Origin of the sequence: Pararhizobium arenae, assembly GCF_001931685.1 — a bacterium.
GTDB classification, from domain to species: Bacteria; Pseudomonadota; Alphaproteobacteria; order Rhizobiales; family Rhizobiaceae; genus Pararhizobium; species Pararhizobium arenae.
The window spans coordinates 1-13,992 of the sequence record NZ_MOOY01000007.1; the positions used below are offsets into that span (position 1 = coordinate 1).

Here is a 13,992-nt window from a genome sequence, read left to right on the forward strand (position 1 = left end):
AATGAAAATGGCTATGGAAAAACAGGCCGCATGAGGCCAGATTAAAAGCCCAAGACTCTCCCCAAAACTGGAGGAAGATTGGGTCTCAGGTCAGCTGAAACACCCGTTTTCGTTTCGCCAGATTTCACTTGGATGGCGAAACGTTGTCCGTTTTTTTCGCAATTATATCCGCACCGAAGTCCGGATTTTTTCCTCTGTGTAATTTTAAAACCAAGCTCAATAAGTCGTTCACCTATCTCATTTTCATAGGCGTGACGATCATTGTATCGGTGTGTTTAAGGCGTTGGGGAAGGGCGAGCCGTTACCGCCCTGCTTTGCGCCAACCAGCCGCGCGTGCGTCGGCCTCTGAACAAAACCAGCGCTCGCCGTACTCGACGCGGATAACTGTATCGAGGTAATTTTCCTGTCCAGGAACGTAAAAAATGCGTTCTCCGCTGCCGATGGAAATGTTGCCTTTGATGTCGCAGGAGCTGTCAAAAGTCTCCTTTGGAAAAAGAGCGTAGCCGCCCGCCCCAACAAAAGAGACAGCGGAGAGCCCAATTACGAGAAGGGTGAAGTTGCTCATTATGTGGGCTTATCATGGAAGGGTTGCTTTCACCTTGCTACGATTACTAGGATTTTGCACGTCTAACCACAACTTACGCTCCGGGAACTGTTGAAGTGCTTGTCGCCACCGGTTTTTCTAGGTTTTCCTGCTGGATATAACACGTTTGGAACTTGTAGCAGCTCGGTCCACTACGGCGGGATGCTTAACTGACGTGCAGGTTACAACAATCAGCCTTTGAACTCGGCTTGCGCGGATATGGAAGTCGCGCGTTGTTTAATCGCTGGAACACAAAGGACGGCGGAGCGGAGTGACCGCCCGCTGTGACTGCTTAATTTAGGCAGCCTTGGCTGATACAGGGAGACGGAAAGGTGCGCCCAAACGATTGAAAGCGTTCATGGCGGCGATGGCAATCGTGAGATCAACCAGGTCCTTAGGTTCGAACGCAGACGAGGCAGCCGCATACGCTTCATCGGATGCATGCGTTTCGCTTACCCGTGTGACTTCTTCCGCCCAAGCCAGAGCCGCTTGTTGTTGGTCGCTGAAAATGTGGGGCACTTCCTCCCAGACCGGTACTAGCGCGACTTTATCGACTGACATGGTCTTTCGAAGATCACGGCTGTGCATGTCAATACAATGGGCGCAACCGTTAATCTGGGAAACCCTGAGAAACACGAGGTGGATCAGCTCTTCAGGCAAATTGGTGTTCTTCATGACGTAACTATGGACTCCGAGCAGAGCCTTTGCGCCGTCCGGGGCAACTTCATACCAGTTCATGCGGGTCATCGGATGGTTCCTTTCGTTTTCTGATCGTTGCAGTTCTCTGCCGTCGATACGTCATGTCGCCGTTAGGTATCGTCGGATATGCAAGGCAGTTACCGGGGAGGGCGGCGTCCTCCCTTGACCGCCGTCATGCGAGCAATCTCACGTGCCTCAGTACGGTTGCGAAACCAGTCGGAAACTGAGTTCTCGAAGGCTTCGGGACGCCCCCCTTGGATCAAGTCGGCCAAGCTGGTCTTCTCCAGCTCCGCGCGCATTCGCTTTTCGGCCCGCAGCATCACAGCGTGAATACGGCAGACGCCGTCTACAGCCCAAGACGGCGGGCTGCCACCAAACAACACGCAACCGCGACGCACTTCCTTACAGTCGAACAGCTTTCGATCACCATCGATAGCGTCAACAACGTCCAGTACCGACACGTCCGCAGGAGATTTGGCCAACTCATAGCCACCACTAATTCCATCGGCAGAGTTGACGATCCCCGCCTTTTCCAGTTTCGGCATGATCTTTGCCATCATGGCAGCAGGTACGCCCTGCATCTCGGCCAGGTCCCGGCTACTGGCACGTTTTGGGCTCTCCGACACTAACCAGAGGAGGGTATGGAGACCGTATTCGACTGAAACACCGAAGAAACTGCCCCCCTTACGATGGCTTTGGCCTTCGTCGTCTCTCACGGCATGATCGTGTTCAATCCCGTTCGATGGACCTCTTTCCATAACGCAACCCATTTATATCCGCGTCCGTATATAACGCTACCTATATGAGTCCGCGTTATGGAGTCAACCAGAATTCAATCGGGCTGGCGATTATTGCAAAGCTCGGCCACTGTTTCGGCTACGAACAAATCGTGCTGGGTCAAAGGTAGCCACGCGAAACGCGCGTGAGGGATCGCAGAAGAGGTACGTTGGGGTTGAGGCTGCAGACGCTCGCAGTCGCGCCTGAGGCGACAGAATCAGAAGACCTATCCCAAGAGCGCCACCGCCAGCCCGGTCCGACACTCACACGCAGTCTGTAAACCAGTTGCGTACCGCGACCATCCCCATAGAATATACACGTCCCCAACCTCCCGTAGAGATCGCGCCTCCTTGGTCGCCTCGCCCCAATAACGTGACCTTCGACCATTCATGGGAATTGTGCTCGAATTCATCTGCATCGACGACAATGGCCAAAAGCAGGAAGATCGCTGCGTTCACTCTCCAGATCGTCAAGCGGACCGACAAGGCGAAAGGCTTCGAGGTTCTGCCGCGTCGCTGGGTCGTGGAGCGCACCTTTGCATGGCTCGGCAGGTGCCGACGATTGGCAAAGGATTGGGAAAAGTCCATCGCATCAGCCGAGGCCTGGACCACTATCGCCCACATCCGGGTCCTGACACGACGCTTGGCAAGGTACGGATATTGTTGAAACCTTTTTTGAGTCAGGCTCTAAGAAGCGTTAGTCGAGATAAGTGAGCTGAGCAGCTTGATTTCGAAAGATGTACATAATGGCCCAGCAAAGCGGGCTTTTACTGACTACCCGCGACGCTTCCCGGATGTGGCGTCTGTCAATCAATTGCGTCAGTGAGGGCTTTAGCGATTTCAATGGCCAGTTGGCTTTGCGTGTAAGGCTTTCCAAGTCTAGGCACTTCAAGGTCTGAACCAGGCGGGAGTTCTGCGTATCCCGATGCGACAAGAACTGGAAGGCTGGGTGATATTGTCCTTGCCGCTTTGACAAGGTCACCGCCATTCATGCCAGGCATCGAATAGTCAGTAATCATGAGGTCGAAATTTGAGTCGTCACGTAGATATTTGAGGGCCTCCTCGCCGGAGTGCGCTTCCATAACCTCATGCCCGAGGTCCATCAGCATATCGACGGAACTCATGGCGATTAGAATATCATCATCTACGAACAGTATTCGCTTTGGCCCAGTGGCCGCATGGGGGAGAATTTCAGAGTTGCGCTCCGGTGTGTCCCTACCCGCCGTCACCTCTGAGACCGGTATCCAAAGCTCTGCCGTCGTTCCGGTCCCCACGGTACTCGTAAGGCCGAGGTGACCATTTAGCTGTATGGCCAAACCATGGATCATCGAAAGCCCGAGACCTGTTCCCTTTCCCAGCTCTTTCGTCGAGAAAAATGGCTCCACTGCTTTTTGAAGCGTCTCCTCGTCCATGCCATGGCCCTGGTCTGCAACGGACATGACAACGTATTTTCCTGCGGAAAGCTGGCTGGTCGAGGATGAAACGTTTTCTTGCCTCAAGGCAATGCGAATGGTGCCGCCGCCCGGCATTGCGTCTCGCGAATTAACCGCAAGATTCAAAAGGGCGAGTTCGAGCTGATTGGCGTCAGCAGACACCGATGGAAGGTTTTCGGGCAGGTCGGTTACAATTTGTATCGAGGACCCAACTGAACGTCGAAGCATATCTTCCATGCCTCTAACCAGGTCACAAAGAGCAACGGGTCCGATCTTGAGGTCTTGGCGACGTGAGAAGGCAAGCAACCGTTGTGTGAGGGACGCACCGCGCCTAGCCCCCTGCAACGCTCCATCGATTAGGCGCTTCGCCCGGCTGTCGTCGCCGACGTGCCGCTCCAGCATTTCGAGATTTCCCATCACCGCCATTAGCAAGTTATTGAAGTCGTGTGCCACACCCCCTGTTAATTGGCCTATTGCTTCCATCTTCTGAGATTGACGCAGTTGCTCCTCAGCTCTTTCTCGCTGACTGACTTCTGCCATCACATCCGCATGCGCCTCCTGGAGCTGCCGAGTTCGCTCCGTAACTCGCTGCTCCAATATTTCATTCAGCCGACGCTGATCTTCTTGGGTTTGAATTCGGGCAGTTATGTCAGCTGACACGCCCACCAATTTAACCGCTGTCCCAGACCGATCTCTATATAACTGAGCGCGAATTTCTGCCCAGTGACTGGAGCCGTCTTGCCAGACGGTTCTGTACTCAATCGAATAATCATCGCCAGTTTCAACTGTCGTGCGGACCGCCGCCTGCATGCGCTCTCGATCATCGGGATGAATTGCGGATAGCAAATCCGCGTAGCTGAACAGCTGGTCCGGTCCACGTCCGAAAATGGCCTTACACGTCGCCGACGTCGTGAGCACTTGTGTTCCCAGGTCGAGTTCCCACGTGCCAAGCCTTCCCGCTTCAAGCGCCGTTTGAAGACGCCGCTCGCCTTCATCAAGCGCCTCCATTCTCAGTCTGGCGTCGTACTGCCTCCGTCTACCTCTCAACGCGGACCGGGCGACACTAATGAAAGTTGTAGCGTGGAAGGGGCGTTCAATGAAGCTTACGTTCCCCAGCACCTCGGATAGCCGAGCTGCAGAAGGATTTCGTTCCGGTCCACCCCCACGTGATGTGAGAACGATGAACGGCAAGTCCGACCAACTAGGCTGGTTCTCAATCCAGAAAGCTATTGACCGCAAATCAATGGAGCGTAGCGCTTCCTCAGTGACAACTGCAAACGCTACATCATCACCCAGGTCGAAAACGAAAGAATGTATATCCTCGACGACCTTCCCCTTTGTGCCTGCTTCTTCGAGAAGAGCCAAAGCGATCTGAGCGTCGCGCCCGTTTGGAGTAAAGACCAGCCCAAAAGCATCTTTGTTAGGAATCGCTGCTGTCCTTGTCTATGAGCTTGAGGACCGACGTCTGGTCGCCAACGAACGAAGGTACGCCACGCAAAACACCTTGAAAGGCTGTCAGCGCGTCGCCTAAGGTGAGCCCCCTGTGCGAAATACGATATTCTCGAATAGTATACTCATGTCTGCCGGTTCGCTTCTTGATGACCGACACGGCACGGCGAACTTGTCCTAATGCTTCGAAATATCGCAGCAAGACAACTGTGTCCGCCAGGTAGGTGACATCAACTGGCGACTTCATATCGCCTACAAGACCATGCTGGGCGACAGTGAGATAAGTGTTAACGCCCTGCCGGTTTAGATATTGCAGCAACTCATGCATGTGCAGGATGAGTGCGTTCTCTTCCGGCATAGACGCTTGGTAGCCATTGATGCTGTCAACTACGACGGCCTTGGCATCGAAGCTAGTGACCCTGTCTCTCACGCGCTGAGCGAATTCGCCCGGCGACAATTCAGCCGCGTCAAGCTGCTCGATATGTATCAATCCTTGATCGCGCAATCTCTCAAGATCGAGGCCCATTGCTTTCGTTCGCGAAAACAGCAGTCCTAGCTCTTCATCGAAAATAAAGATGGCTGCTTTCTCTCCGCGCTTGACCGCCGCGTCGACGAACTGCAAAGCAAAGAGGCTTTTCCCGGTACCGGCCGGACCGATTAAAAGCGTGCTCGATCCACGCTCGATCCCGCCACCGAGAAGTTCGTCGAACTCCTGAATTCCGCTTGGTAAAGTCGTCCGCTCAAAACGTGTTTTATGCTCGATAGCCCGTAGACGAGGGAAAACGGCTGCACCACCTGTTTGAATGACAAAATCATGAAATCCGCCGCGAAAAGATTGACCACGGTATTTGATTACGCGCAACCGCCTCCGTTCGGAGCCATAATCTGGGGCAAGCTGTTCTAGATAAACCACGCCGTGCACCACGCTGTGGACGGTTTTATCAAGGTTGTCAGCCGTCATGTCGTCAAGCAGCAGAACCGTAGCGTTCGACCTAGAAAAATAATGCTTCAGAGCTAATATCTGTCGGCGGTATCGTAGGGAGCTTTGAGCAAGCAAACGAATTTCCGAAAGGCTGTCGATCACCACGCGATTCGGCTTTACTCGTTCGAATGCCTCAAAGATCAACTTTGTTGTTTCACCTAATTCGAGGTCGGAAGAATATAGTAAGCTCTGCTGCTGATCAGCATCGAGAAGACTTTCCGGCGGTACAAGCTCAAATATTTCGATATTGTCGCTTATTCTAAGGTCATGTGAAGCTGCAACTTCACGAAGCTCCTCTTCCGTTTCGGAAAGACTAATGTAAAGACACCGCTCGTTTAGCCTCGCGCCTTCGCAGAGGAACTGCAATGCAATCGTCGTCTTGCCGGTACCGGGCGATCCCTCCAGCAGAAAAACGTGACGCCGGGTGAACCCACCAGCCAGTACGTCATCTAGGCCTGCGATGCCTGTCTCGGCTTTCTTTGTCAGAACGTCGTCCATTTTTTCTCCTGCTTCAGCCGATGTAGAGCGCCCCTTTACCTTCTCAAGACGAGGGCGCTGCTGAATGCATACATCAGTGCGCTCGAAACGTTTACCTTACGTCATACTGCCGCATAGGTACTTTTCGAAATGGGAGTGAAGGACATGACGATCAGTTGTTCGGCAAATGCTTGGAAAATTGCCTAGCTGGCATGACGAATTCCTCCCTAGAAGACGCCCGCCGCTCTCGCGCCAAGTAAGGCCATTTCAGCTTCGCGCAGCTCAAGACTATCTAGGCTCTTTAAGACGCAAGCAGCTCAGTACAGACACGTCATCTGCTCGTCCTCGCCTTCGAGGGAAGCAGGCCCTCACGCTGTAGCCTTTTGCGCGCATTTTTCCGTTGACGGCTCACGGCTTCCGCCTTTTCACGAGCACGCTTCACTGATGGCTTTTCAAACGCTTCACGCAACCGCATTTCGCGGAAAATCCCTTCGCGCTGCATCTTCTTCTTTAGTATGCGAAGCGCTTGATCAACATTATTATCCCGAACGAGTACCTGCATTTGCCCCTCTGGCGTTGTTTTCGCGCGTCAACATACCGTCGTTTTCACGAAAGCCAAGGCAGATCATTACTCACGTAGTCACGACTCCTTCCCGAGCCCTAAGGGTGGTTACCCGCCCGACCGGTACGCATTGTCACCTTTGTGGCTCGGCCAAGAAACGGATGTGCCAAGCCATCTGTAGCGGTCCTGCCACCCCTTGGTCTGGGTCACTTTCAGGGATGGGCAATTCGGATATTCTGGTGAGCATTTCTTTCGACGGAGCCGACGTCTGTACATCGGCATCCTGGCGAACTGGATATGCGCCGACAACTTCAAAGTCAGCAGAGCACCCCAAGTTCATATGGCCCGTTCCGGCCGGTAGGACCAAACAATCACCTATTTCCACTCGGATTGGATGCCCTTCTGGGCCGCCAATCAACAAAGTCGCGCTACCCCGGCCAATTCCCAGGACCTAGTGTGCCCCGGAATGATAATGCTGGTAGTCAAAAACTCCATTTCTCCAAATGCCACTCCAACCATTGTTGGCGAACAACTCCTCGAAATCGTCGGACGTCGATGCGCCGGACAGCGCGTTTTTGTAGACCAGAACTGGAAGTCGTTGGTTGTTAGGAACCCATTCGCTGACGGGGAAGATGATTTTCTCGACGTTCACGTCAGCGCCCATCAGGTTCGTCGCTCTCGTCGTTGAGTGACGGCAGAAAAGTTTCGACATCCCGTCTCTCACGGTCCGGCAAAGATGAAATGCGCTCCTTCCAGAATTTGCTGGCCTCGGGAGTATCCCCTTCCCAATCTCGCGATGAACCCAGGTTGTCGTCGATGACTGCGACACGACGCCCGCCAAGCCGCCGATATTCATCAGCAAGGTCTTTTGATGCGTTTTCCATTATCCACTCCTAGCAAAGGTTACAGTCTTGGGAGCAACGGATAAGCTATTGAACTGTTCCGGAGATCGGATTTCAAATAGTATTCGAAGAGAGCCATAAATCGAGGCACCTGGCCGTCGCAGAGTTCTGCGTTTCGCATCTCATTTTCTGTCACAAGAAGGGTCATCGTGCCTCGCGATTGAGGCAGAGGTACGCCGGATCAAATTCTGCTATCTGAGAAAGCTCTCCCCAGTCCAAGACCGTAATCTGGTGATCAACCCAGCGAATGAGGCCATCCGCTCTCAAAGTTTGCAATGTCTTGTTCAAATGGACCAGAGAGAGTCCTAGAACGTCGGCGACTTCGGCTTGGGAGAGTGGCAAGCGAATGGTGTTTTCCTCGACCATTCCGACAATAGATAGACGCGAGAAAAGCTCGCAAATGAGATGTGCTAGGTGAGACCTCTTGCTGCGACGTCCCATGGCAACGATCCATTCCCGATGGATTGCACCGTCAATAACGGTAGAAAGCCACAGGAGTCTCGTAAGATGAGCATTTGTGGCGGTGACACCACCTAGGTCTCTGTGCGCAGCCGTAGCAATTTTGCACTCCGAAAGCGCCAAGACGCCATGGTCCATCGTCTTCAGCAGAAATGCATGAAGGTCGACGAAATCTCCCGGTACATGCAAGGCGGTAATTTGCCGCTTGCCATCTTCCAGTACGCGGTACCGGGCTGCGAACCCGTCGAGGAGGAGCGTACTTTCAGCAGGACGTGAGCCTTCCACCACGATATCGCCGCCTTTGGGAACAAGACGATCATTTTTGATGATGCGTTGGAGAATGCCAATCTCGCTACTGCTCAAGGTATCTCGTGCCTCAAGATTTCGGACAAGCAATTCAATCATTAGCTTCTTCGACCCCGGGAACTCCTATCACATATTTGCTCCAGCGGAACAAAGGGGAGTCCTGCACATTGCCTTGCGAAATGGGTATACGCAAATGGCAAAATATTATTTCGATCTTCATAACGGCGGTGGCTTTTTAAAAGACAACGATGGGCGCGAGTTGCCCGACAAGCTGGCTGCCCATAAGGAAGCTGCGACAATTTTGATGGACGTCGCGGGTGATGAACTGAACGGTTTCGATCCATTCAGTGCTAAAGTCACCGTTCGAGATCACCAAGCTGCTGTGATATTCACAGCAACACTTTCCTTTCGCATCGATTAGGTACGAGAAGGGCATTAAAACCCTTCGAATTTACCCACCGACCGAAACAATTTTCTCGGCGTAAAGGTCACCGCGATGGGTCGAGACGGCAATCACACTTGGCCTGAAGCATCTTTCTGTCGTTATTTGGTGGGTGACAGAGATAAGAACCACTCCGCATAAGGGCTGCTTTTGGCCATGCGCCGGTTATAGTCTGGAGCACCGTCCGTCCACCAAGGCGCACCCCCTTCACCGAGCGCGACTTTAGCCTGATCTACGGCTTGGCGGGCTTGTCGGAGAAGGCGGACGTCATTTTTGTTTTCCCGGACGGCACGTCTCGCCGCCATCAAATCTTTAATCAAGAAGTGCCGGGATTCTTCGTCGAGCGACGGGTTGGTTGTACGCCACAATCGGCCACGAACCACAAAGTATCGCCCATCTGGCGTCTCGGGATATTTCTTTCTACCGGTCATTCATCGAACTCCCATCGCATGGGAACAATTGACCAGGCTTTTGGTTTCAAAATCGAGGTCGCGGCGTGTCAAGCCGACGCGATGGAGATGGTGAACACGGTGGTTTTTCGGCTTTCTCACCGTGGCCAACGAATAGGCAGTCGAGCGCCCCACCCATCCGCCGCGATCTTATCCAACCATAAACCTCCCAGTCACTCAATCTACACTCGACCGACCATTTTCGTTTAGGGGATGGCGGATAGCAGGCATTTCAATGTGGCGAACGCTTCCTCGCGAGATTCGTGTCATGAACGGAGGCCCTGTGGGAATTCTCTCTCGCCGACGCGTTAGTTAGCGACATGAACGTGAAATAGCGGAGAGAAGCGCGGAGCTATCGAATGGCTTTCGAAGGATTAAGCTGTCATCATCTGCCGATAGCCCTTCGATTAGCTCATATCGCCCCGTGATCAGAATCACGGAAATTTCTGGATTGGACAGATGCAAAATCCGCTTCAACTCGAATCCGTTAATCTCAGGCATGCCGATGTCGGTTACGACAATCGTAATTCGATAAAGCACTCCACTGTCGAGCAACGCATTCGGACTATCGAAGGGAAGCGCTTCATATCCTGCCGATTCCAAAAGCTCCAGTAAGGCCTGCAAGACCCTCTTGTCATCGTCCACAATTGCGATGACTGGGCTCGAAGAACACATGCTTTCGGTCTCCGTTGTAAGACATCGGTTTACAGGCCAACAAGCTCAACCTCCCGACCGATACGCTATATAGTAAATCTTCACCGTACAAAGACACCAGACACAGAGTTTCGTCTGACTCGCCGCTTGAACATCACCGCATGCAAATTCTTGCACATTTTAGCCTGCCGACATGTTAAGGTTTGGCATCGGTGAGGGGCAACGAAAAGCCAAAAACTGTCCCTCTTGGGAAGTTCGGTTTGTGCCAAATACTACCGCCATGGGCCTGCACCACAGTCTCGCAGATCACCAGTCCCATTCCCATGCCACCAGACTTGGTCGTAAAGAATGCCTGTCCCAATCTGTCGTCCGAAGGCAAACCAACCCCTTCATCAATGATCTCGATCACAACCTCTCCTGGTTGTCGTCGGCTGCGAACGATAACAGGCGGACTTGCTGAGTTGTGTGCGTTCACTGCTTCCAGCGCGTTTCTTACCAAATTGACCACGACCTGCTGGATTTGAACTCTGTCAATTGAGACCATAGGGAGGTCCGCGTCTAGAGCGGTGTGAATGCGGAGCCGCCCGCTCGATACACTACCTGAAACCATACGTGTAACTTCCTCAATAACCACATTGAGGTTTTCCATCGTTCGCTCGCGTGGAGTTCTTCGGAACAGGGAACGAATACTGCTGACGATTTCAGCGGCATCCTTTGAGTTATTGATCATGGCTTCCGTAGACGATAGCGCTCTGGCGACATTTGGCGGTTCGAGATTCAGCCACCGCCTACAAGCCTCGGCATTAGATAGGATTGCCGTCAGTGGCTGATTGATCTCATGAGCGATTGAAGCTGCGAGTTCGGCCAAGCTCGCGGATCGGGCTGCGTCGCCCAGTTTCTCCTGCATATTTTGTAACGACGCTTGGGATTGGACCTCTTCTTCGACATCAATTAAAAAGCCATACTGTCGTAGTGTCACGCCGGTATCATCCGTTAACCCAGCATAACGTCCTTCCACCCAGCGATAGACACCGTCGTTACGTCTCAGGCGAAACCTGGATATAACGACGCCTCGATCACCGGGGTTTCTCTCGTAAAGGCTGGCGAGGGTAGGCATGTCGTCTGGATGCACGAGTTCTGCCATGGCTCGTGTGGCATCTAAGCCGCGAATGTCCTCTCCAGTATCCGGTGTGATACCGGTAAACTCCAGCAATTGCTTGTTGAAATAGGTAATGCCTTTTTCACGCCCGACTGTCCAAATCATCATCGGGATAGCATCGACAAGCAACCTAAGCTCTTGTTCCCGGTAGCGAAGCGCATCCTCCTCCCGCTTTAGTTCGTCGATATCGATTGCGACGCCGTACCATTGAACGGGGTTGCCCTCATCGTCACGTAATAGTTCTCCCCGTTGCTGGGTCCAGCGGTAAACACCGTCATGTCGTCGCATTCGGTAACGACCAGAAAGGGGCTCCCCAGTTGCGAGACTATGTCTCAACAGGTCCTCGGCAAGCGCAGCGTCCTCCGAGTGAATGAGTCCCGGATTGCTTCGTGTGACGCGGCGTTGTTCAAAGGGTATGTCATCTAACTGACACCCGAAAAACTCTTGGAGCTGCTTACTGAAATGAGTCACATATCCGTCTAGATCGCAGCACCAAATGTTTGCTGGCAATGCATCAATGAGTATCTGCAGCTCTTTCTCACGCTTCCTTAGCGCAAGCTCGGCTACTTTCTGATCCTCGATATCGATCTGAGTGCCATACCAGGCCGTGATATTACCGTCCTGGTCACGCGAGGGGTGCACGGCAAGTCGATGCCAAAGGTAAACCCCATCATGCCGTTTCAGCCGGTACTCGTATGTGGCGGGCCTACCTGATTGAAGCGTTGCCGCCCAATGGTCTAGTGTACCTTGCAGGTCATCGGGATGGATGATGTGCGCTAACATTTCAGCGTAGGCTTCGTGGAAGTTGCCGACCGGATAGCCGCTCATCTTGATGAACGTGTCTTCAAGTCCGTAGTAACGAAGAGCCGGGGGGCTCACGTAGGTGAACCGTCCACTAGGGTCATTTGACCAACCATGCCCAGGCATGCCTTCGACAATAGCGCGCGCATACTTGTCGACGGTGCGTTCGCGGCGAGTGGACCACATGTGCCACACGTAACCGCCGATGAAGCCGAATATCAGGGCATGGACCACAATCACAAGCATAGACGTCGGCATTCAAACTTCCTACAAGCGACAGTGATCGCTGAGGTTAGCCTGCGCTTCAGTTTTAGTCACGATATTAGTGGCTTGGTCAGGCGTACGTTTGCCGATGTCGCAGCAACTAATTCCGAAATTGCAGCTACCTGCTTCGCAGAACGTCGACACTGAAGCCGCCCGGGCCAAACGCCGCAATCTGCAATAAGCCACCGGCTATCGCCAAGTTTTTCCAGAAATGAAGAAACTGGTTCTGGTCGGCGAAATCGCTATGGAAGACGACAGCTGTCAGCAGGCTAAATACTGCGAGAAGAAATGACGCTATCCGGGCACGGTACCCGACGACCAATGCCAAGCCGCCGCAAATCTCCAGCGCAATTGCGCCGAGCAGAGCGATCAATGGGAAGGGAAGCCCAGATGCCGAAATATAGGCCAAGTAGCCTTCGAAGCCTGTGATTTTCCCTATGCCTGATAGGACGAAAATTGGGCTGAGGAGTAGACGTCCGGTTATCGCCGCAATTGATGTGTAACGCTCCGTCGCGGTCACAATATTTCTGGACGCGGCTGTATCGTAGGTGTTCATTGAAACATCCTTGAGTGGGGCAGTGAAGGGATCGTTGACCGTCGAACCGGGTAATGCTGCTGCTATTCAGAGCGCGGACAGAAGCCACTCACTGAACTTCGTTTTTCCAAGGTGCACCTTGCCCTGCGGAACCAGCGTGTCAGGATCGAGCTTGGAACCGAAGTAGAGCGCTTCGGGATCAGCGGTGACTGACCGGCTATCAGCCTTCGCTTCGAGAAAGGTTGCAACGACGTCGCTCATCCGTCGCCGTTCGGGGCCAGCGACCTGGAGAATACCGCCAACCGGGTTCCCCAACAGCGTATCGCAAAGAAGTGCTACAAGATCATTCGCCGCGATCATCTGGACGTCAGCTGTAGGAATCCGGGTTTCGCTTAGCTTGCCACCCAGGTCGGCGATTGTCCCTAGGTACTCCATAAACTGCGTGGAACGGACAATCGTGAACGGTATGCCTGACGATTTGACCAACTGCTCCTGGAGATTCTTGCCCCGGAAATAGGGATTGTTGCCTAGCTTCTCTGTCCCAACAATCGACAGAACGACATGATGGCGCACATGTGCGGAATTTTCCGCATCAAGCAAATTCTTCGTTGAGGTTCCGAAGAAGTCAAGGATACCCTGGGGATCGAAGGTGGGGGAGTTCGTCACGTCGAGGACGGCATGGGTTCCGTCCATCGCTTCCGACAAACCTGCTCCCGTGATGCTGTTCACGCCGGTCTCCGGAGCTGCGGCTACCGCTGTGTGCCCTCTTTCCTTTAGAGCTGTCACAACTTGCGATCCGATGAAGCCTGTTCCGCCTACGACTACGTATTTCATCATCCAACGCCCTTTTGAAATTTTTTGTCAGACTGTTCCGAACAGGGCTTGAGGCCAAGACATACGCATGTATGCCTTCTATGCGTCGTGCGGCTTATGCTAAGTCACAGATAACATTGATACGACCAAACGGGTTTTCTGCGCACATCAGCCATCGTTCTGCGTCGCGATTTGTTGAGGAATGGGCACGGAGTTAATTCTCTATGGCTCATCTACCGCTACTTCC

The 13,992-nt window shown here is 53.1% G+C and carries 14 protein-coding genes and 2 pseudogenes; 2 read left to right on the plus strand and 14 right to left on the minus strand.

Features of this window, described 5'->3' with window-relative positions:
- Positions 1-301 precede the first annotated feature (301 nt).
- The 3 genes from BLX89_RS16055 to BLX89_RS16065 form a co-directional block, all read right to left on the minus strand.
- Positions 302-565 (minus strand): sunset domain-containing protein, encoded by a 264-nt coding sequence (locus tag BLX89_RS16055; RefSeq protein ID WP_075291977.1) that lies wholly within the window; start codon positions 563-565, stop codon positions 302-304.
- 315 nt (positions 566-880) lie between these two features.
- Entirely contained in the window at positions 881-1,330 is a 450-nt protein-coding gene (locus BLX89_RS16060) for a carboxymuconolactone decarboxylase family protein (protein WP_075291978.1), read from the minus strand.
- 89 nt (positions 1,331-1,419) lie between these two features.
- Positions 1,420-1,998, minus strand: coding sequence for an RrF2 family transcriptional regulator (locus BLX89_RS16065; RefSeq protein ID WP_075291979.1), 579 nt, complete (start codon positions 1,996-1,998; stop codon positions 1,420-1,422).
- A gap of 505 nt (positions 1,999-2,503) precedes the next feature.
- Between BLX89_RS16065 and BLX89_RS16070 the strand changes: the two are divergent.
- Positions 2,504-2,725: pseudogene (locus tag BLX89_RS16070) on the plus strand (transposase); the annotation flags it as partial.
- A gap of 139 nt (positions 2,726-2,864) precedes the next feature.
- On the opposite strand, the gene BLX89_RS16075 reads toward BLX89_RS16070, so the two are convergent.
- The 6 genes and pseudogenes from BLX89_RS16075 to BLX89_RS16100 form a co-directional block, all read right to left on the minus strand.
- Positions 2,865-4,919, minus strand: a complete 2,055-nt coding sequence (locus BLX89_RS16075) for a hybrid sensor histidine kinase/response regulator (protein WP_075291981.1) — start codon at positions 4,917-4,919, stop codon at positions 2,865-2,867.
- Complete coding sequence (locus BLX89_RS16080; RefSeq protein WP_075291982.1) at positions 4,912-6,420, minus strand: ATPase domain-containing protein; 1,509 nt, start codon at positions 6,418-6,420, stop codon at positions 4,912-4,914. Before BLX89_RS16080 ends, BLX89_RS16075 begins: the two co-directional genes overlap by 8 nt.
- A gap of 310 nt (positions 6,421-6,730) precedes the next feature.
- Positions 6,731-6,961: a 30S ribosomal protein S21 gene (gene rpsU / locus BLX89_RS16085; protein ID WP_075291983.1), complete on the minus strand. Its 231-nt coding sequence runs from the start codon at positions 6,959-6,961 to the stop codon at positions 6,731-6,733.
- Between the two features lie 133 nt (positions 6,962-7,094).
- Positions 7,095-7,613, minus strand: a pseudogene (locus BLX89_RS25055) (cupin).
- A 1-nt stretch (position 7,614) separates the two neighbouring features.
- Positions 7,615-7,845, minus strand: coding sequence for a hypothetical protein (locus BLX89_RS16095; protein WP_075291984.1), 231 nt, complete (start codon positions 7,843-7,845; stop codon positions 7,615-7,617).
- A gap of 162 nt (positions 7,846-8,007) precedes the next feature.
- Positions 8,008-8,727, minus strand: a complete 720-nt coding sequence (locus tag BLX89_RS16100) for a Crp/Fnr family transcriptional regulator (RefSeq protein WP_075291985.1) — start codon at positions 8,725-8,727, stop codon at positions 8,008-8,010.
- A 94-nt stretch (positions 8,728-8,821) separates the two neighbouring features.
- On the opposite strand from BLX89_RS16100, the gene BLX89_RS16105 reads away from it, so the two are divergent.
- Positions 8,822-9,049: a DUF6894 family protein gene (locus BLX89_RS16105; RefSeq protein ID WP_075291986.1), complete on the plus strand. Its 228-nt coding sequence runs from the start codon at positions 8,822-8,824 to the stop codon at positions 9,047-9,049.
- 122 nt (positions 9,050-9,171) lie between these two features.
- Here BLX89_RS16105 and BLX89_RS16110 read toward each other — a convergent pair whose 3' ends face one another.
- The 5 genes from BLX89_RS16110 to BLX89_RS16130 form a co-directional block, all read right to left on the minus strand.
- Positions 9,172-9,501: a hypothetical protein gene (locus BLX89_RS16110; RefSeq protein WP_075291987.1), complete on the minus strand. Its 330-nt coding sequence runs from the start codon at positions 9,499-9,501 to the stop codon at positions 9,172-9,174.
- A 330-nt stretch (positions 9,502-9,831) separates the two neighbouring features.
- Positions 9,832-10,194 (minus strand): response regulator, encoded by a 363-nt coding sequence (locus BLX89_RS16115; RefSeq protein WP_075291988.1) that lies wholly within the window; start codon positions 10,192-10,194, stop codon positions 9,832-9,834.
- A 175-nt stretch (positions 10,195-10,369) separates the two neighbouring features.
- Complete coding sequence (locus BLX89_RS16120) at positions 10,370-12,391, minus strand: PAS domain-containing sensor histidine kinase (RefSeq protein WP_075291989.1); 2,022 nt, start codon at positions 12,389-12,391, stop codon at positions 10,370-10,372.
- A 124-nt stretch (positions 12,392-12,515) separates the two neighbouring features.
- Positions 12,516-12,953, minus strand: a complete 438-nt coding sequence (locus BLX89_RS16125; protein ID WP_075291990.1) for a DoxX family protein — start codon at positions 12,951-12,953, stop codon at positions 12,516-12,518.
- 66 nt (positions 12,954-13,019) lie between these two features.
- Entirely contained in the window at positions 13,020-13,769 is a 750-nt protein-coding gene (locus tag BLX89_RS16130) for an SDR family oxidoreductase (protein WP_342587601.1), read from the minus strand.
- Positions 13,770-13,992 lie beyond the last annotated feature (223 nt).